Here is a 19,017-nt window from a genome sequence, read left to right on the forward strand (position 1 = left end):
CAACCTTAAGTTAACGCGGTGCCCTTTTTTCACTCTTACTCCGAAATCATCTGTGACACACTATCTCTTTCCCACATCTATTATAGCATGCCTAGCACCCTAAAAACAGACTGGTTATTGTCGCTAAAGCGCGTAGATTAGGGAATCCGGAGGTGATTGGATGGGACAAAATGAGACACACCATCTACAGGTAATCTACCAACGTTTAACGCGCGACATCGACCGACTCACAAGGCAACTGGCCGATCTCGCCCAATCTGCTCGATCCATGAAACAACAGCTTAGCAGTGATGGTCATCTCGATCTCGGGACTTTCAGTGATCAGTTGGAAAGCTTTGCTAGTATTGAGGCCAACAATCGACAGATCGACACGCTGAATGCCCGCCACGATACCGCGGTGACCCGCTTGAACCACGCTAAGTTGCTATTACCACAGGCCTACTTTGCCAAGCTCAACCTGGACTTTGGCGATGATGACCGTGAAGAACTCTATTTAGGTAAAGTGGGCTACACCGACGAAAACACCCAGGACCTGGTCTACGACTGGCGATCGCCCGTCGCCGATGCTTACTACGCTAATCGAACGGGGGCCACGACTTACCGCGCTAACGGTCACGACATCCCCGTCACCATCCAGCAACGTCAACAATTTGTCATCGACCACGACCATTTGCTTCAGGTGGTCGACACCGATGCCGCCATTGGCGATCCCTTGTTATTGGAAGTGCTCGCCAGCAACCGCAGCGGGGGCCTCCAGGAAATCACGGCTACCATCCAACAGGAACAAAACGCCATCATTCGGGAGAGCCGTCACCCCATCGTGATTGTCGACGGCGTTGCTGGGAGTGGTAAGACTTCCGTGCTCCTCCAGCGCGTGGCCTACCAACTCTATCGCCACCGTGACAGCTGGTCCCCCGCGGACATCTTGATTCTCACCCCCAACACCGCCTTTAGTCGCTACATTCGTGGCGTCCTGCCGGCATTGGGTGAGGCGGAACCGCTGAGTACCACCTATCTCAAACTCATCCAATCTTGGGGGCAGCGCTTTGGCCTGACCATTTCAAACACAACCGACAACCACTTGGTAGAACTTGCCGCTCGTCTCCGGCAACCCTACCCCCAGACACCGGCCGGTCTGTCCCAACGGGCCTACGACCAATCCAACAATCGGGACTCGCTCTTAATCCGCATGCAGACCGCTTGGCGTTGGCTAACTGCCGTCAATCTAGCTCCGGAAGAGCTCGGTGATTGGCTGAACTGGGATCAATTTGGTCGTGACTTGGGAAGCATACCCCTCACGGCCTACGATCGCCTGTACCTCCTGTTGAACTTTACCGCCTACCAACAGACGGTCACGCAGGCCCTTTTCATTGACGAGGCCCAGGACTACAGTTCGGATACCTGGCTCTTTCTCGCCACTCTTTTTCGGAAGACGGCAATCACCATCGTCGGGGATCATCGCCAACGGCTAAGTGGCCAAGCAACGACCATTTCAGACTTCTTTGACCCAGATAAGACCGCACACTTACGCCTCACCACCAGCTACCGCGCCACTGGCCAGATCACCCGGTTCTTCGGCCAATTTGCCGGCGATTGGCAAGATAAAATTTCGGCGGTCCAGAAGGAAGGCACCGCACCGCAAATCGGGAAGACTAACGCCCTCTCACACGTGCTGGCTAAGCAATCACTCTCTGCGACCCAGAGTCTCGGGATCATCACGCCAACGGCTGAAATTGCGGCCAGACTGGCTACTCAGTATCCCGAAGGCCAGCTGCTTGAAGCCCAGACCCGCCGCACCGTTCGCCCAGGCATAAATATTCTGCCGCTTGCCCTAGCCAAAGGCCTAGAGTTCGATTTTGCCGTCGTCACACATTGGCAATCAGCCTTCTACACCGACCCACAACATGGAAATAACCGCCGCTATGTCGCGGCTTCACGAGGCACTAAGGGCTTAACCCTCCTCAACTAGGGCAGCGGATCTTAAAAAGGGATCGTGACAAATAACGTCACGATCCCTTCGTTTGCTTAATTTAAGTTCTCAGCCCTAGTCACTGATGACCAGCAACGACTTAATTGCTTCGCGCTTGTCCATGGCGTCATAAGCTTCCGCCACATGGTCGAGGTCAAACCGCTTGGTAAAGACCTTACCAGGATGAATGTCACCCTTCAGAACGGCATCCAACAGAATTTCACGGTCATGCGTCGTCACCGAGGCAATCCCACCGCGTAATCCGATATTCTTCCAGAATAAGTTGTTGGTGTTCATGTCAGCCTTCTGTGGGACCCCGACGCGACCCACAACGGCTCCGGGACGGCCAACTTTAACGGCGGTATCCACGGACTGCGTGGTTCCGACACATTCCAGCACGGCATCCGCACCGGCGCCATCAGTCAATTCAAAGACCCGTTTAACGGCGTCATCCCCACGCTCGGCCACGACATCGGTCGCGCCAAATTCTTTAGCGAGAGCCTGCCGATCGGCGTGACGACTCATGGCAATGATTCGCTTAGCCCCGCGTAATTTAGCGGAAATCACGCCGCACAGCCCCACGGCACCGTCACCCATAACCACCACCGTGTCACCCGCCTTAACTTCGGCGGAAGCGGCAGCGTGATAGCCAGTGGCCATCACATCAGCCAGCGTTAGCAGGTCATTGAGCTGAGCATCGGTGTAATCACTCGGCTGGCCGGGAACCTTAACTAAGGCCCAGTCAGCGTTCTTAAACCGTAAGTATTCCCCTTGGTAGCCGACGATCTCGTCGTCGGTCCGGGCATTCTCACAGTTGCCATCAAAACCGGCTAAACAAGCCGCACAGTGGCCACAACCATGGGTAAAGGGCGCAATCACAAAGTCTCCGGGCTTCACGTTAGTCACGTCACTCCCGACGCTTTCAACAATCCCAATGGCTTCGTGCCCAACTGGGGTATTGGCTTGTCGTTGGTTAATCCCTCGATACCACCACAGATCAGAGCCGCAGACACAAGCCCGCACAATCTTTAGAACGGCATCGGTAGGGTTCTTGACCTCTGGTTTCGGCAAGTCTTGAACCTCAATCTTACCTGGTTCGACAAAGACGGCTGTTTTCATAAATTCATCCTCCAATTTTTTAACTTGAGATGAGTGTACCCCTTGAAGTTCACTTCAAGGCAAGGGGTTATTTAAAATTTTCCCACCAAGTGGTCAAACGGTCCTGGGCATTGGCCAAATCACCAGCCGTCATTCCCACACCACGGGCCACCTTGGCTGAGCTGACCAAGCTCGCGAAGTCCTGTTCGTAAGTGCCTGGCGTCCCAGCATCCGTGTAGAATGGCGCGACCGTGCCCGCGTAACCTTGGAGCTGCTTCAGAAATGTCCGCACCGGAGTTGCAACGTGCGCCGCCCAAACCGGGCCCCCAACTAAAATGACATCAAACGCCGTCAGGTCAGGAAGCGTGTTGGTCAGCTCCGGTAATTTGCCACTCGCCATCTGTTCACTAGCCACGTCATTCGTGGCATACATATCATTGGGAAAAGTGCCGGGGGCCACGGTCAAATCGACCTTGGTGCCTCCCGTTACCTGTTCCAGGGCCGTGGCCAGCTTAGCGGTAGTGCCAGACCATGAGTAGTCGACAATTAAAACGTTTGTTGCCATATGAAGATCTCCTTTGTTTTAACTTCTGCCCTAATCATACTGGGTTAGAGTCGGCTGAAGGCAAGTAAAAAGGCGACTTTTTTCATAAAAGTCGCCCCATACGTCTTAAAAAAGTATTTTGTGTCCGCTGGATTAGCGTTACTAAATAGTCAAGACCATTTATTCTCAAACCATCCGACTATACGGATCCACCACCAACGCCTCCGACATCAATACCTCCGTATAAATATCATGTAGAAGCGCCACATCAACGACATGCTGGCGGGCCTGTTCAGCGAGAAAGGCGCGTTCGCTGGCAAAGGCCTGCATCATGGCCCAACGCTGATCGCGGCTCTGTAGGACGTTAACATCTTTGTGCCGGCTGGCAAGTCCCCGCCATCGCCGTAGAAAGGAACGTAACGGATTAGAGTTATTTTGATCCTGCAAATCATAAATCACAACGTGTTTGACCGCAGCATCCAAATCCAATTCCCGCACGCGAGCAACCCCCACGGCTGTCATTTGATGACGAATCTGGGCCAGAATAGCTGGTTTGCTTAACGCATCACCATCTCGCGGTAATAGCCACTTGAATAGGAAGGTCGGCAGTAACATGCTGACAATAATCACGACTGTTTCAACTAGCAGGATCTGTTGAAATTGTGTCGTGCTGACGGCGCCCATAATGGAAAATGTCATGGCCAGCGTCACCGTCCCATGAACCCCACCCAAGGCAAAGAGCCAGCTGGATCGCCACGTCCGCTGCGTCACGAAAAAGTAAGCGTACACGACCCGGCAAAGTAAGAGTAAGCCATAGGCCGTCAATCCTAGCCACAGCCAATTCAACGACTGAAACATTTGGCGATACTGGTCCCGAACAATTCGTTCCAGGCTAATTCCCAAAATGACGAACACTGCCCCATTCAAAAGTTCCGAGATAAAGTTCATGAGTTCGATACCAAAAAACATCTGACGAGGAACCGCAAAGCGACTGCCATTGGCTTCACCATTGTGAACTAGGCCCGCAACGACGACGGCAATGATCCCAGAGACCGCTAGCTTTTCCGCCAAGAGATAAATAACCACTGGCGTTAGAAGATAGATTAATGTTTGTGATGACACAACGTTGGCCGCTGACCGTGCGATCGACTGGCGTAGGAGCATGAACCCAAAAGCCAGTACGCCTCCGACTACAGCGCCACCGACAGCCGAGATGACCAAACGCCCCACGTTCTGACCAAAGGAAAGATGGCCCGTTTGTAGCCACAGTAACCCCGCTTGTAAGAGAATCAGGCCAGTGGCGTCGTTAAAAAGGGATTCCATCTTCAACTGATTCCCTAGGCGGCCGCTGAACTTGCGACCCGTCACCACGGATTCAAAGGCCGTGGCATCGGTGGGCGTGCTAATAGCAATCATGATGAGCGCCACCGGCAGGCCCAGAGCAAAGAACCCGTGTAAGCCAAGAGTTGCCACGACGGCAGAACCAACGGCTAAAGCAAAAGCCGTGCCCAAAATACTGGGAATTCCGCGGCCAACCTTCACCATCGTCGTCCGCTGTCCCTCGAAGAACAGGAGTGGCGCCAAGATTAAGAGCATGAAAACGTCATTTTCGAAATCCGCGACCAAGTGGTTGAGACTCGGAATTAATCCCACCACGATCCCGGCAAAAAGTGCCAAATAGGTCTTGGCCAACCAAGGAATCCACTCGGCAATCAAATTGGCGATCGCCACCGTCACCAATAAAACAAAACTCGAGGTTACTATCGTCACACCGTCCGCCTCCAACAGTTAATTTGGATCTATCATAACGCCAAAGGGTAGCTACCCATACGATAACTACCCACAATCAATTAAGTTAACGGTTAAAAACCATCAGGTGTGTCGTCTTCTCGCGTGAGCTTATCGGCGTGTTCTCTTTCCAACTGACGAAGCTCCTCTTCCGTAGCCTCCATGTGGTCATAGAAGTGGTTCAACTTGTAATTCAGGTGGTCGATAGCGGCCTGCAGGTCATCGCGTTTTTCCTCCATCACAGCAAGCTGTTCCTGAAGCAACGCCTTTTGTTCCTTGGTATTGTCTTCTTGCGCATCGAATAGTTCGATATAGCGGCGCAGGTTTTCAATGCTCATTCCTGCAGCCCGCATTTGCGTCACAAAGCGGATCCGCCGGATAATTCGGTCATCGATGTCCCGATTACCCACTGGCGTCCGGTCAATCGCGGGAATCAAGGATTCTTTCTCGTAATATCGGATAGCCGCGGAAGAGACCCCAGTTTTTTCGCTGGCTTCTTTAATATTCATCGTTGATTAACTCCTTTAGACTAGTAAACTGGTCGATCTTGACCCTCGGTTGCAGGATCTGCCATCCCAATACTATCACGACTGTAACGCTTCGGGTCAGCAATGATGCTTAACACCACGTCAGCCACGCTAGCCCGCGAGCCAGAGACGCCATCGTAGGGTTGGTCTTTAGTCGTTACCGTATATTTAATCTCACGGTCATTCAACCAAGGCAACCGTAACGTGGTGTAGTCCAGCCCGGACGCTGCCAACAACTCGTCAGACTTGCGAGCGGGGGCCATGCCGGCGCCAATCATCTCAAGGTTCCAACGGCCGAACTCGCCGCCGACTTCATTGTAAATGCCTAAGACGTTGGTAAAGACGACGCGGTCAACCTGGTTCGCTTGCATACCGGCCATCACAGCCGTCGTCAACCGGTTTTGTGAATCGTGGTCGACTACGGCCACGAAGACCAAGTCTTGCCCCGCCATAGCAGCCGTAACTGCTGCCTGGTCCGTGATATCTCCTTCAACTAACGTCACTCGGGGGTTATCTTGCAACTGATCCAGACGACTTGCATCTCGCAAGAATAGGGTCAGATCAACGTCAGCAAAAGTATCCTCAGTTAAAATGCGGTGTTCAACGATCCGAGCGATCTGCCCGTTAGCAGCTAAAATCATAACTTTTTTTGTCATCAGTCGTTCTCCTTTGTTTGTGCCCACCAGTGTTTAAATGCACTGGTGGGCGGTTCTAAATAGCCATCAGGCGTCGGTTTATGCGACGCGTAACACTTGAATGACCCTAGATTAAACCTTCATGTACGCTTCAAGGCAAGCCCAAAATGTCTCTTTTTTCAAATTATTTACTGCCAGCACTGTTAAACTCACAATTTTTACAAGATTATCGCAGGTGACACATAAGGCACTAAGATTTCCCCTCCCGCTTATCCGGTTTAGTGGAAGCCAGACGCCTTGGCCTGGTGAGCATCGATTGAAACTTGTTTCACCAGGGAACACACCGTTAACTGCCTTGAAAGTCTGTAAATAATGACATGTTAGTCATCAAATCGTTGCCATTTGTCACCGCACTGCCAACACCATGTAATCCCTAACCCCTATACTGGGTCTTGTGTTCAGGAACTCACCGAACAAATTACATAAGGAATGCGAGTGATCACTATTAAATCAGCAACAGCAAAAATCTTACTCGGGACGGCCGGCGCGGCAGCCCTACTTCTAGGTGGCCTGCAGACGGCATCCGCCAACACCATCAAGGTTCAGGCCGGCGATACGGTCTGGGGCTTCTCCCAAACTTATCACGTGTCCATCCAAGACATCGTGAAGGCCAACAGCTTAGCCGACGCCAACCTGATCTACATCGATCAGAAATTAGAAATCCCCGCCAACGGCCAAACGACGGCCAAGGCTGCCAACAACACCGGGGCTTCCACAACGGCGAATAGGGCCGGTCAATCTAGCTCTGCTACCGCGACGACCAAGTCAACAACTAACCAAGCCAGTTCAGCGGCGGCTAGTTCCCAAATAACCCAAGATCAGACCCGAACAAGCGCCTCTCAGGCTAGCTCATCTAGTGCTACGCAGACTTCACAGGCGCAATCAAACAGCACCTACACCCACAATTCGCCTAATGCTTCATCACAGACTAGACAATCCAACCAAACGACTAGCAAGTCTACAACCCCTTCATCAAGTACTAGCCAAGCTAATCGTAACACGTCGAGCACCGCTGGTGGTGGCGTAGCCGAAGCTCTGTCAATCGCCAAGAGTGGCGTTCCTTACGTTTACGGTGGAAGCTCAATGTCCGGCTTTGACTGTTCCGGTTTAGTTCAACACGTCTTCGGCCTGAGTGCCCGGACGACTTACCAACAAACAAAATTAGGTGCCCACCACTATGACGTCGCCAACGCCCCCTATGGTGCCATTCTCTTCTGGGGGTCCGACAGCGCTCCATACCATGACGGCATTTCTCTGGGCAACGGGACCTACGTCGCCGCACAGAATGAAAATGATGGTATCGGCGTCTTCAGTCAATCCAATTGGAAGCCTAGCTACTACATCACGTTAAATTAGCTGTGACCCCCTAACGCCTCCAAACGATAAAGTCTCACTTCGGTTGGCCGAAGTGAGACTTTATTTGTCTTTACTGTATATTAAACTTTTGGAGTTGCCGTCTGTCGCTGCCGCAAATCGTCAATCATCATCTGCAAGGTCAGTTGGCCCATCTCGGCCTCGGCTGCCCGCTGAACCCGATCGTAGGCCTGGTCCAGCGTCTGCTGGATATGTGCTCCCACCGGACAAGCCATATTTGTTTTGGGGTCGACATGCAAGAGCGCGTTGTTAACCTCTACCGCTTTAAAAATATCGAGAAGGTTAATCTCACTCGCGGGGCGGGCCAGATGGGGTTTAGCTGCCCCAGCCCGACTGACCAGCAGACCCGCTTTCTTCAGACTAGCCATTAACCGTCGCACCACGCTAGGGTTGGCTTCCACACTGGCAGCGATGGTCACACTATCCAACGCCACTGTCGGAGCAATCTCAATGTACGCAAGAATGTGAACAGCATCACTCAACTTATAGGAATACTTCACGGGAACCGCTCCTCTCAACTCGTTTTATCTAGTGTATCATCTGTGGCTTTAATTACAACAGCCCAGTGAGCGAATCATTTTAAGACCGAAATTTCCCAATTCGGAAAATATTTCGTCAAAATATAACCCGGGTTGTGAGTGGTGAGGACCCACAACCACTCCTTTCAATTTCCCCGATCATTTGGGTTCAAAATTCGGTATACTAGAGACTAAGGATTCTCAACTAAGGGAGGTTTTGACAACGAAACGACGATGGTTCAGCTTTGGCACCGGTCTTATTGTAGCCGTGATCGCTCTCATCGGGAGCTGGTCCGCCGCTCGGGCACAAACCGAGAAACCGAGTGCCATTGTCAAAGTCGGCCAATATGCCGCCAGCACCGATTTTCTTAATCTCAGTCAATACTTTCAATTGACCAGCTCGCTACAGGTCAAAGTTAACTACGTTCCAACTACGAAGGTTGGTCATCCGTTACGGCGAACCTTGACCTTGCCTCAAGGAACGGTCGTCGCTGGTTCACTCACTACCACCAAGTCTGGAGACTTCCTGGTACCAACTCTACAACTCTACTTAGCTCGACTCAGCTACCCGCTGGTGCATCGTGAGGCTCCCATGGGCTACACGATCGACCCGGGTGCCGGAGCCTATGATGCTCAGGTAACCTTAAAGGCCACGGACAAGCTGACGGCCTTCAAACGCGTTCCGGCCCCCCGGTACATGCCAGCCTATAGCCATGGTGATCTCTATCTGGGTGGCGCCAAATCGGCACTCAGTCCCCAGGAACCCGACAACCAGAGTATCCGGATTACCCCAGATGGCTACCTGGAATACATCACCTATGACAAGACGGTCAATCCCGGTTTAGGTTTCATGCAACGGCCAACGGGCATGGCTAAGATCACCCGGACGGACTTTCATGACCCCTATCGCGATCTGTACTTCAAGGAGCCGATCAACGGCCTCCGCCTCAAGCGCGTCGCTCAAACTGGTAACCAGCAGTACAAGCTTGTTTTAAAAAACCTACATACCCCACAGCACACTTGGGGTAACGAAGATGCCGGCATTGCCGGAACTTTTAATAGCCTGTATTTAATCGATGGTAAACAATACTATACGTTTATCGGCTATGATGGAATCAGTGGTTAATCTCAAAACAAATAGGGTGACCGGAGAGCAAAATAGCTTCCTGGTCACCTTTTGTTTAGACTGCATTCCCAGCCTATATCCCACAGAGATGATATACTTGAAAATAAAAATCTCGAAGGAGGCCTGGCCGTGAACAAACGCGTAATTAAAATCATTTTAGCCATTCTCATTCTGGGAGCTACCGCCAGCATTTGCCTCCGTCACTGGGGGACGATTGCTAGTGCGTTCCCCCTTTGGCTAATACAATTTCAAACAAAATGACAGACCACCTGGCCTGCCATTTTGTTATTTTTAACAGTTAATGGTGCCAGAGTCGTGGGCCAACATTACTGAGCGTAACGGCGCCAATAATAATGAAGACACCCAACAATTGACTCATCGCTACCCGTTCACCGAGTAACAGGAAGGCCACTACAATCGATGCCGGGAGTTCTAACGAGGACAAGACGGGTCCCACGCCTGGGAGCAACCGAGGCATAAAAATTGAATAACATGCCAGCGGTAAAATCATTGAGAACACTGCCACCAGCGCACCCCACCCCACGGCTGTCCCTGTCAGCGGCACTCGCAAGAGTTGCGGTCCCCAGACAATGGCAATCAGGATAAAGGCCCCCACCGCCATTAGCCAAGTCTTACTCAGGGGATCGAGGTTATTACCTAGGCTGGCCGTGGCCTGTAGCGTGGCGGCATAGGCCACCGCTGCTAGAAAGCTCAGCAACACGCCCACCAGTGACAAACTTCCCGTTATTGGCAAAAGTCCGGCCGCCAAAACCGTTCCCCCCAGGACTAAGACAATACTGATCACTTGTAGTCGTGACGGCCAGCGATGATGAATGACTGCCCCCAACAAGACCGACAACCAGACGGACTGCATCAACATGACCGCCGCCACGGCTACGGGGATCGACCGCAACGCCGTGATATAGAAGGTATTGGTCAACCCAGAAGCGGTCCCGGCCGCTGCCACCAAGAGAATCTGGCGCCAACTCGTGGCCTGAACCGACAAACGGGGCCCCCGAACCAAGTGGATGGCGGTCAAGACTACCGCCGAAGTCAGAAAGGACCAAAAGAGGAGCGGCCCGTTAGCCACCCCATCTCGTCCGGCTAATTTGAATAAGGATGCTGGAATCCCGTAACTAATCGCCCCGATGGCGACAAAAAATGGGGCTAATTTCTTCAAACCATCGTCTCCTCAATCACTATTCATTCGACGCCTGTTGCATTTCACGTTCTGTGGCCGCCTTGTCCCCGACATTACTCAGGATAACCGCCCCGATAATCACAAGAACCCCAACGATCTGTAGCCAAGTGACACCCTCACCCAACAAGAGAAAGGCAAAGACTACCGACGCCGGCAGTTCCAACGACGACAGGATGGGTCCGACACCCAGCTTGAGCATCGGCATAAAGATCGAGTAGCACATCAGAGGTAACGTCATCGAGAAGATTGACGACAAAGCCCCCCAACCCACGGCAGACCAGATCACTGGCGTGCTTAGCAGTTGTGGTACCCAGGCCGCCGTCACCAGAATCAGCGCCCCGATACACATTAACCAAGTCTTCGTCAGTGGGTCCAAATTATTCCCGAGACTAGCGGTAAACTGGATCGTTAAAGCATAGGAGACCGCCGACAGGAAACAGAGGAACAGTCCCCACAGCGAAACAGCCTGAGTCATTGGGAAGAGTTCCGCCGCCAAGACCGTTCCGGCCAGTACCAGGATAATACTAATGACCTGAAGCTTGGACGGCCACTTGCGCTGGACCACGGCCCCGATCAAAACGGATAACCAGACCGATTGCATCAGCATCACTGCCGCAATTGCCACCGAAATATGATGAAGTGCCGCGATGTAGAGGGTTTCTGTGATCCCCGATGTCGTACCAGCCGCAATCACCGCGACCACCTGTCGCCAACTCGTATGCTGGTGACTGAGCCAATTTCGCCGACCAACGTGGACGATTCCCAATAACACCACCGAACTCAGAAACGTCCAGAACAACAGTGGCCCGTTGGTGATTCCGGCATTTCCGGCCATCTTCACAATCGATGCGGAGATCCCGAAACTTACCGCCCCAATCGCAACAAACAAGGGTGCTAATCTCTTCATGAACCATTACCTCTTTTACAACATTTACCAAACAAGGGCCGGGGTCACCCTGACGCTCCGTTTCCCCGAAATGCTTTCATAGCTTATCTTACCATGAGATCACAGACCCGCGCACAGCGACTTTCCCGATCACTGTCAGCTTAAATGTTGATATTACCCAGTTATGCGGTGTTTAGACGCCTCATCCAACGCATTGCGGTTAAGTCTACAATTGATTTGTCCTATAAATCCATTATGTCACAGTGATAATAACCGCTGTTATTCAAGAACCCACCAGGCTCAACACCGCTGGCTATGCTATACTAAAAACTAATCAAACTACTTTATCGGCTTCACTAATCCAATTTAGGAGTAAACCTTGCTATGAATAACTCACCCGAATCAGACTCGCAAAACCAATCTCAAGTCCCCGATCCCCGCAGTTTTGGCAAAGCCCCCAATCTTGAAAATATTAATCGTTACCGTGAGGCGCTGGGTTACACAAGTACTGACAACCCTGTCGTTTACGGCTATATGCTCGACACGGGACTGACCCTACTCATCGGCGTCGCCGGGGTGCTAGCAACCAAATATTACATGATTAGTTTTGAAGACGACGGGATTCTCTTCCTAGGTCTGGACATTACCTCACACTTTACCGGTGAAAATGCTTTTATTAAGTTTACCGACTTGGAAAAGGTTACCTTCAAGGGCTTGGGGCTCAGCTACACGCTCATGCTCAGCGATGGCGACAACACCATGAAGGTTAAGGTCAATCGCTTCATCATGGGCCGTCCTTGGCAGGGCGCCAGTGTTAAGATTCTGGCGCAACGCTATCACAAATAAATCGCAATTATAAAAGACTGATCGGCTGATCAGTCTTTTTTGACGTCTTGAATTACCTATTCTGCCCGTCGCTGAGCCAAAATTCCCGTTAACACGTGCTTCTGGTCTGGCGTCGTCCGACTGAGCGACTTAATCTTCTGCACCGTTCGTTGAACTAAAGGAACTGGCAACGCTTCTAAAATTTGATAGATGCGATCCGGATCATCCTTGAATGCCGTCGCCAAGAACCAGGCCTGTCCCAATTGCACGTAGTAGTCCTCACTGGTCACACTCAAAACACGTGTAAAGGCCTGATCCCGAAAATCCGGCGTCAGATAGAACTTTAATAAAAATACTAGCCCACTTCGCTGAAACCACGGCTGACCACTCTGCAAGTAACGATCGATGGTCGTCAAGAATTCCGCCGGATACCGTTTGACCTGCTTGAAATGAATCGCCATATCACAGATGGCCCAGCAGTCTGCGGTCGCAAAGTAACGGTCACAAGCCGCGACAAAGTCTGGCAAATCCAGCCGTAATTGACTAATGACGTAAGCTCGAACCAAAATCACTTCATAAAAAGCCGTGTCGGCCACTGCGAGAAATCCTGCCGGATCACCCTGACTAATAGCGGTTCCCCAGGCCTTGAGATCGGCCATAGAGATTCCTAACAGTGGATAGTTGGTCCGAACAATCTTTGCGGCTCGCTCCCGCGCCGACTCATGACGCTTTGACTCTAAAAATGTAAGAAATTCGGTATAGCTTGCTGGTGTCCATTGGGTAGCCGTCAGATCCATGGTTGTGTCTTCCTTTCATACGTCTCATTTACTGTCATTATTCCATATCCTCCTCAGAAATACGAGAGCCCACCAAAGAAAAGGGACTCGCCCGAAGCGAATCCCCCAGTCCAATTCTATTTAGTCGTTAACCGGATCTTGCCGGTGCGCGTAAAAGTAACCCAACGTCCCCAAACTAAAGACAACGATAATTCCTACTAGAATACCAACGATTGGGGCAATCGATCCACCCAATGAAATGGTGTGTCGGAACCCCGCCATCGCAATTGTCATCGGCAAATAGGGGTGAACGGTCTCGTATAGTTTGTTGGTCAATTCAATCGGATAAGTGCCACCCGAACACCCAATCTGAAAGAGCATGAAGAGTAACATCAACCAAGCCCCAGTGAGGCCGAACCACAGTCGGAAGCAGGTCACGATACTGAAGAAGGCCACGATAACTAGCAAACCGAATAGGTAGGTCTTAACCGGCTCCAGTGGCCGCAACCCGTTGATATACCAGACACCTAACCACATACCGGAGGCGGCCAAGATCACAAATCCCCAGAGAAAGACCATCTTATCTATCCAAGCTGTCAGGAAGTTTCGGGCTTGACCATGGCGTTTGCCCGCATCGTAGATAATATTTAACGTAATGCAGCCAACGAATAGTGAAATTGCCATGAAGTATGGCGCCATCCCCGTCCCGTTGTTGGCAATCGGAGCCACGTCATGTTGAACCAACTTGATTGGGGCGGATAAGGCCTTTAACTTTGCTGGCGCCTGGGCCTGTGCGGTAATCTGACGACTTCCCTGTTGCAGGCCTTGGCTAATTGCCAGGTCAGCGGCGGTTACTTGAGGACTGGTCATCCCCGCTGCCACGGCCTGGGTGGTTTGGGCCAATTGCTGAGAGGTTGCACCGAGTTGTCGTCCCAGCTTAGCTGACGACGCCTGTAATTGTGTCAGCTCACTCTGCACGATCTCCCGGTTGAGGGTCGCCTGAAGCTTTTGCATCGCCGAGTTTCCCATCTTAGCGGCAACGGCACTTTGCCCGGCGTTCGTTTCATAGGTGACCTTCAGGACCCGTGCCCGGCTCCCCAAATGGCGCAACTGCCAGGAAGCGTCGTTCGGAATTCGCAGAACCAGATAAACCTTGCCAGAGTGGAGGTCTTGCAGGGCACGCTTTTCGGTAAAGCGATGAAATTGTAACGTATGACTCTGGACCAATGACCGGGTGACAGATTGTCCCCAATCTACCCCCTCAACCGGGCGATCTTGGTTCACCACCGCCATGGGCAACCGATGAAGTTCCCCGTACGGATTCCAAACTGACGCCAAGAAAGTCGCGGCATAAACTAGTGGAATCACCATAATTCCCAATAAGATCCGCCAAACTGTTGGATGTTCCCGTAAATACTGCCATTCCCTAAATTTCATATCTCTCATCTCCCAAGCCGAATGAACGAATCATTCATTCGAATTGCCACCAGTCTAATCACTACGAGCCAAAGCTCACGGGTTCAGACTTTATTCAGCACTGTTTGGTTGGTGAAATTACAATGATTAGCGATAACTACTTAGCAGAAGATCCCGCACAACCGCCAGCATTTCGGCCTCTGTGCCACTTGCCATCTCCTTTTCAAAACTGTCAAACCGTTTGTGCGCACACCACCAGAAAATCAGATCGACCACGACAACTCCATTTCGTAAAGGATCCTTCAGGTCTGGCTGGAGATGTTCTAGAAATTCACCGACCCGTTGATACAAGGCCTGCCGTTGCTGGCGATACAAGGCCGTCAGCGCAGGATTGACCGTCGGATTATGCTCTAAAATCAAGAAGTAACGCCCGTACCGTTGAAAGGCCGCGAATAGTGCCGTCAGGAGGTCATCCAATGATTGAATATGCCGATCCGCCAACTGATGATTCCAGACGGTATAGGCCTGTTCAGTCTGCTTAACCAGCTCACGCAAGTCCACCGAAGTTAGTGGAAAGTCTAGCGTCGTTGGCGTTTGCGTCGGGAGTGTCGATAAAAAGACATAGTCTAACAGCGCGGCCTTACTGGCAAACAACCGGTAGAGTGTCCCCACCGCCAGCTGGGATCGCTGGGCGATCATCTGCATTTGTGTCTCGTGATAGCCCGGCTGAATGAACAGTTCACTCGCCGCGGCATACACACGTTGTAATTTTTCTTCATCGGTCATCTCTGATCCGCCTCCTTGACTCCATTTAACGCCTACTCATCAGCTCCCTCCAGGCCCCGCCACCACTCAGGAGAGTGACCTTACGAACCTCCCTGATCCGAGACCTTTTTATCAGAAATTCTCACGGCAACTAATGGTTACGACAAGAAAGGTGACCACTTCACTTGCCTTAGAGCGGCCTCAACCCCTTATACTAGAAGAGTAAACACTTAGAAAGGAGTCGATTAATTTGGATCGACCTTATATTTTTTGTCACATGGAAACGTCACTAGACGGCAAAATCACTGGCCCCTTCATGCAAGCCGCCGACGATAACTATCAAGGTGACGGTGATCTCTTCTACCACATCGCCTTTGACGATGACGGTTACTACCATCCCCAGGGTTGGCTGTCTGGACGCACGACGACCGACGACAATTTTACCCACTACGCCCAGCCGCAACTGGATGAAAACGCCGCTCCAGTTCCCGCCGGTGACTTCATCCCGGACACTGACGCACCCATGTACTACGTCTCCATTGATCCTCACGGCAAGTTAGCCTGGACCACTAATCAAATGACGTTCATGGCCACGACGGCTCGGGTCTTGGAAGTCTTAACTAATCAAGCCAGCAACGCCTACAAGGCCTTCCTGCGTCAGCTCGACATTCCCTACATTATCGCGGGTGACACCGAGCTAGACGCCCCGCTGGCCATGAAGAAACTCAAAGACCTCTTCCACATGGAAACGGTCATGTTGGGTGGTGGAGGCGTACTCAATTGGTCCTTTATCCAACAGGGCCTGTGCGATGAACTCAGTCTCGTCTTGAGCAATGCCGCCGACGGTTCAACCGACACCCCAACGCTCTTCTCCGCGGTTCCGGGGCTCTCATCAACGACGCCACGGACCTTTACCTTGAAGAACGTCGAAGCTCACGACAACTTTGTCTGGCTTCGCTACCTGATCGACCCGAAAAAATAAGGTTGACGTGTCGCGGCCAACGTGCGATACTACTCCTGGTGCCAAACCAAGGTGGGGGTACGCGATCGGTGCGCAAGCATTCCGAAGGTCGCCGCACCTCACCACTAAAACAGCTCTGCGCTTTGCGTAGGGCTGTTTTTCTATGCCTAATTATTAAATTTATTATTAATAATTAGTGATTGACTTGTCTTCGGCTGTTTCACATGAAACATTCTCCCGTCATCAAATTCACCGTTGCTTTCCCTTTCTGGCATGCTACGCTAAGGGTAAGTTTTCTGTGAAAGAAGGTTCTCTCGTGAAAATTATCATCGCCCCGGCAAAGAAGATGGTCGTCGATACCGACACCTTTGCTGTTGAGCAACTTCCTCAATATCTACCACAAACAACCGCAATTTTAAACGCCCTCCGTCAGCTGGACTATCCCGAGGCCAAGGCCCTTTGGCACTGTAGCGACAAGCTCGCGCAACCAAATTACGCTTGGCTTCAAAAACTCGACCTAACCCACGCCCTCACACCAGCCTTGTTGGCCTTCAGCGGTATTCAGTATCAGTACATGGTCCCAGACCTGTTCACGGCCCCCGCCCTCGACTATGTCCGTTCCAATTTGCGGATTCTCTCTGGCTTCTACGGAATTCTGCGGCCCTTCGATGGCGTCGTCCCCTACCGTTTAGAGATGCAGTCCAAACTCACCGTGACGGGTCATAAGAATCTGTACACTTTCTGGGGTGACCGCCTCTACCACGGCCTGACGTGTGACTCGGAACCCATTATTAACCTGGCTTCTCAAGAATATGCCAAGACCATTATGCCCTACCTTCAGCCCAGCCAGCCCTTTGTAACCGTCACTTTTGCCAGCCTCGTCGACGGTCGGCTGAAGACCAAGGCCACCCTAGCCAAAATGGCGCGGGGCGCTATGGTTCGTTATCTAGCGGAGCACGCCGTCTCAACGGTCGCTGGCATCACCCACTTCGATCATCCAGACTGGCAATATGCTGCAGATCGGTCAACAGCGGAGCAGATCGTTTTCATTTATCAAGGATAGACACCTAACCATTTTTTTCTAACTGACCCCAATCTTTATCTCTTGGAAGCTCTATACTACAAACGAGCATCTAATTTCAAAAGAGGGAAGGCTCCACTAAAAATGAGACTCAGAAGTTCTTTGGTAACACTCTTGCTTATTCCCGTAACGCTGCTTACGCTAGACCTTATCGCGCCTATTCCTGCCGACGCTGCCACAGGCAGTACCTTAGCGACAAGTGCTGACGCGACGACTGTGCCAACAGACAATAGCTTTGCCGCCACTCTCAAGAGAATCCAAGCTGGTGATCCGACAGTTCTGACGCTTAATACGCTCCCAGACGCCACCTTTGTTATAGTCAATGGTGCTTCACCAACTCTGTATGACCCTCAAACCGGTGCTGCTCTGACGGACCAGCTGGCTTCCTCTCAGTTATATCAAACCGAGTCCTATGCCCTTGATTTGAATTCCGGAAAATTTTACCTCTATAAAGCCAAGACTCTCCTCAATAACATTACGTATCCAGAGAGTTATTTTGAATTTAATCCTAAAACGATGGTAATTAGTGCACTCGATCAGAATTACAGAGATCAGACACCTGTTACCGATCCCATCACCTTCACACTCAAGTTTATTGATGCTAAGACCAACTCATCAATTCGTTCAGACGAATCCGTTAACTCTGGATTAGATGACAACATTGCTGGGCCAGTGAAGGACAATCCCCCATTTGGCACGACACTTAGAACGAAGCTTCAACAAGCTAGGGGCATTGCCATCCCCGGATACACTTTCAAAGCCACACTCCCGGCAGATCCTGATCAGCCAAATACCTTTGTTTATACCTATGATAAGAACCCAGATACTTCTTCCAGTAGCAGTTCTAGCAACACCACATCTACTATGCCAAGCACGAGCACTTCATCGTCAGAAAGTACGTCTAGCACCAAACCCACCCCGGCAGTTCCCATAACTAGAATCGCTGTCTATGCCACCAAGAAGATTGGCCTCTACAACAGTCCCAACTTCTCTAAGGCTACGCGTAAGTTCTGGTATGCCAAGCAGGTTCGGACTAAACGACCGCAATTTGTGGTAATCGGTTACGCTCGGAACAAGGCGGGAATCCTTCGCTATAAGGTTCGAGACGCCAATCGAAAATCCAAGACCTTTAAGCAACGGGGCTATATCACCACCAATACCGCCGATGTCTCTAACACCTACTACCTTAAAAATCCTAAGACTGTCCGTATCATCGGCGCCAAGGGAGTCAATGCTTACACCCACATCAATTTAAATGGCAAGGTCCGCCGGCATTTCAAGCACGGGTCAGTCCTCAAAGTTAAGGCGCTCAAGACTTACCACTTAACGACGCGCCTCCTGTTGACCAATGGCCAGTATGTGACGGCTAACAAGACCCTCGTCCAGAAAAAATGAATCAAACAAAAGCCAGTGGAATCGCTCAAATAGCGGTTTCGCTGGCTTTCATTTGTCGTAAATTAACGAAGA

General features: G+C 51.3%; 18 protein-coding genes. 7 read left to right on the forward strand and 11 right to left on the reverse strand.

What is annotated here, in order from left to right:
* The first annotated feature begins 160 nt into the window (after nt 1-160).
* Nucleotides 161-1,969, forward strand: coding sequence for a UvrD-helicase domain-containing protein (locus EKM70_RS04145; RefSeq protein ID WP_125545531.1), 1,809 nt, complete (start codon nt 161-163; stop codon nt 1,967-1,969).
* A 75-nt stretch (nt 1,970-2,044) separates the two neighbouring features.
* Here the strand turns inward: EKM70_RS04145 and EKM70_RS04150 are convergent, their stop codons facing one another.
* The 5 genes from EKM70_RS04150 to EKM70_RS04170 form a co-directional block, all read right to left on the reverse strand.
* Nucleotides 2,045-3,088, reverse strand: coding sequence for a zinc-dependent alcohol dehydrogenase family protein (locus tag EKM70_RS04150; RefSeq protein WP_125545533.1), 1,044 nt, complete (start codon nt 3,086-3,088; stop codon nt 2,045-2,047).
* 67 nt (nt 3,089-3,155) lie between these two features.
* Nucleotides 3,156-3,632 carry a flavodoxin gene (locus EKM70_RS04155; RefSeq protein WP_125545535.1) on the reverse strand — a complete coding sequence of 159 codons (477 nt, stop codon included), beginning with the start codon at nt 3,630-3,632 and terminating at the stop codon, nt 3,156-3,158.
* Nucleotides 3,633-3,797: 165 nt separating this feature from the next.
* Nucleotides 3,798-5,381, reverse strand: coding sequence for a cation:proton antiporter (locus EKM70_RS04160; protein WP_125545537.1), 1,584 nt, complete (start codon nt 5,379-5,381; stop codon nt 3,798-3,800).
* 92 nt (nt 5,382-5,473) lie between these two features.
* Nucleotides 5,474-5,908 carry a MerR family transcriptional regulator gene (locus EKM70_RS04165; RefSeq protein ID WP_125545539.1) on the reverse strand — a complete coding sequence of 145 codons (435 nt, stop codon included), beginning with the start codon at nt 5,906-5,908 and terminating at the stop codon, nt 5,474-5,476.
* A gap of 20 nt (nt 5,909-5,928) precedes the next feature.
* Complete coding sequence (locus EKM70_RS04170) at nt 5,929-6,582, reverse strand: NAD(P)H-binding protein (RefSeq protein ID WP_125545541.1); 654 nt, start codon at nt 6,580-6,582, stop codon at nt 5,929-5,931.
* A gap of 474 nt (nt 6,583-7,056) precedes the next feature.
* On the opposite strand from EKM70_RS04170, the gene EKM70_RS04175 reads away from it, so the two are divergent.
* Nucleotides 7,057-7,977: a C40 family peptidase gene (locus EKM70_RS04175; RefSeq protein WP_225416373.1), complete on the forward strand. Its 921-nt coding sequence runs from the start codon at nt 7,057-7,059 to the stop codon at nt 7,975-7,977.
* Nucleotides 7,978-8,057: 80 nt separating this feature from the next.
* Here the strand turns inward: EKM70_RS04175 and EKM70_RS04180 are convergent, their stop codons facing one another.
* Entirely contained in the window at nt 8,058-8,495 is a 438-nt protein-coding gene (locus EKM70_RS04180; protein ID WP_125545544.1) for an Rrf2 family transcriptional regulator, read from the reverse strand.
* A 235-nt stretch (nt 8,496-8,730) separates the two neighbouring features.
* Between EKM70_RS04180 and EKM70_RS04185 the strand changes: the two genes are divergently transcribed.
* Nucleotides 8,731-9,639, forward strand: a complete 909-nt coding sequence (locus tag EKM70_RS04185) for a hypothetical protein (RefSeq protein WP_191985881.1) — start codon at nt 8,731-8,733, stop codon at nt 9,637-9,639.
* A gap of 298 nt (nt 9,640-9,937) precedes the next feature.
* On the opposite strand, the gene EKM70_RS04190 is transcribed toward EKM70_RS04185, so the two are convergent.
* Both EKM70_RS04190 and EKM70_RS04195 read right to left on the reverse strand, forming a co-directional pair.
* Complete coding sequence (locus EKM70_RS04190) at nt 9,938-10,819, reverse strand: EamA family transporter (protein ID WP_125545545.1); 882 nt, start codon at nt 10,817-10,819, stop codon at nt 9,938-9,940.
* A 19-nt stretch (nt 10,820-10,838) separates the two neighbouring features.
* Nucleotides 10,839-11,747, reverse strand: coding sequence for an EamA family transporter (locus EKM70_RS04195; RefSeq protein WP_125545546.1), 909 nt, complete (start codon nt 11,745-11,747; stop codon nt 10,839-10,841).
* 363 nt (nt 11,748-12,110) lie between these two features.
* Here EKM70_RS04195 and EKM70_RS04200 point away from each other — a divergent pair, with 363 nt between their 5' ends.
* On the forward strand, nt 12,111-12,572 hold the full coding sequence (locus EKM70_RS04200) for a hypothetical protein (RefSeq protein WP_125545547.1): 462 nt from the start codon (nt 12,111-12,113) through the stop codon (nt 12,570-12,572).
* Between the two features lie 56 nt (nt 12,573-12,628).
* Here EKM70_RS04200 and EKM70_RS04205 read toward each other — a convergent pair whose 3' ends face one another.
* The 3 genes from EKM70_RS04205 to EKM70_RS04215 all read right to left on the reverse strand — a co-directional run bounded on the left by EKM70_RS04205 (nt 12,629) and on the right by EKM70_RS04215 (nt 15,529).
* Nucleotides 12,629-13,348, reverse strand: coding sequence for a DNA alkylation repair protein (locus tag EKM70_RS04205; RefSeq protein WP_125545548.1), 720 nt, complete (start codon nt 13,346-13,348; stop codon nt 12,629-12,631).
* 120 nt (nt 13,349-13,468) lie between these two features.
* A complete protein-coding gene (locus tag EKM70_RS04210; RefSeq protein ID WP_125545549.1) occupies nt 13,469-14,764 on the reverse strand; it encodes a YhgE/Pip domain-containing protein in 1,296 nt (431 codons plus the stop codon).
* Nucleotides 14,765-14,890: 126 nt separating this feature from the next.
* Nucleotides 14,891-15,529 (reverse strand): TetR/AcrR family transcriptional regulator, encoded by a 639-nt coding sequence (locus EKM70_RS04215; protein ID WP_125545551.1) that lies wholly within the window; start codon nt 15,527-15,529, stop codon nt 14,891-14,893.
* A 229-nt stretch (nt 15,530-15,758) separates the two neighbouring features.
* On the opposite strand from EKM70_RS04215, the gene EKM70_RS04220 reads away from it, so the two are divergent.
* From EKM70_RS04220 to EKM70_RS04230, 3 genes are all read left to right on the forward strand, one after another.
* Entirely contained in the window at nt 15,759-16,490 is a 732-nt protein-coding gene (locus tag EKM70_RS04220; RefSeq protein ID WP_125545553.1) for a dihydrofolate reductase family protein, read from the forward strand.
* A 295-nt stretch (nt 16,491-16,785) separates the two neighbouring features.
* Entirely contained in the window at nt 16,786-17,532 is a 747-nt protein-coding gene (yaaA, locus tag EKM70_RS04225) for a peroxide stress protein YaaA (RefSeq protein WP_125545555.1), read from the forward strand.
* A gap of 120 nt (nt 17,533-17,652) precedes the next feature.
* The gene (locus EKM70_RS04230) at nt 17,653-18,945 is read left to right on the forward strand and encodes a DUF5776 domain-containing protein (RefSeq protein WP_225416374.1); all 1,293 of its coding nucleotides are present in this window, start codon (nt 17,653-17,655) and stop codon (nt 18,943-18,945) included.
* Nucleotides 18,946-19,017: the final 72 nt, after the last annotated feature.

This window comes from Levilactobacillus lindianensis, assembly GCF_003946095.1.
GTDB lineage: Bacteria > Bacillota > Bacilli > Lactobacillales > Lactobacillaceae > Levilactobacillus > Levilactobacillus lindianensis.

Coding starts and splice junctions, on each gene's coding strand:
- EKM70_RS04145 (WP_125545531.1), top strand. CDS start 161: ATGGGACAAAATGAGACACACCATCTACAGGTAATCTACCAACGTTTA.
- EKM70_RS04215 (WP_125545551.1), bottom strand. CDS start 15,529: ATGACCGATGAAGAAAAATTACAACGTGTGTATGCCGCGGCGAGTGAA.
- EKM70_RS04170 (WP_125545541.1), bottom strand. CDS start 6,582: ATGACAAAAAAAGTTATGATTTTAGCTGCTAACGGGCAGATCGCTCGG.
- EKM70_RS04210 (WP_125545549.1), bottom strand. CDS start 14,764: ATGAAATTTAGGGAATGGCAGTATTTACGGGAACATCCAACAGTTTGG.
- EKM70_RS04165 (WP_125545539.1), bottom strand. CDS start 5,908: ATGAATATTAAAGAAGCCAGCGAAAAAACTGGGGTCTCTTCCGCGGCT.
- EKM70_RS04195 (WP_125545546.1), bottom strand. CDS start 11,747: ATGAAGAGATTAGCACCCTTGTTTGTTGCGATTGGGGCGGTAAGTTTC.
- EKM70_RS04150 (WP_125545533.1), bottom strand. CDS start 3,088: ATGAAAACAGCCGTCTTTGTCGAACCAGGTAAGATTGAGGTTCAAGAC.
- EKM70_RS04205 (WP_125545548.1), bottom strand. CDS start 13,348: ATGGATCTGACGGCTACCCAATGGACACCAGCAAGCTATACCGAATTT.
- EKM70_RS04155 (WP_125545535.1), bottom strand. CDS start 3,632: ATGGCAACAAACGTTTTAATTGTCGACTACTCATGGTCTGGCACTACC.
- EKM70_RS04200 (WP_125545547.1), top strand. CDS start 12,111: ATGAATAACTCACCCGAATCAGACTCGCAAAACCAATCTCAAGTCCCC.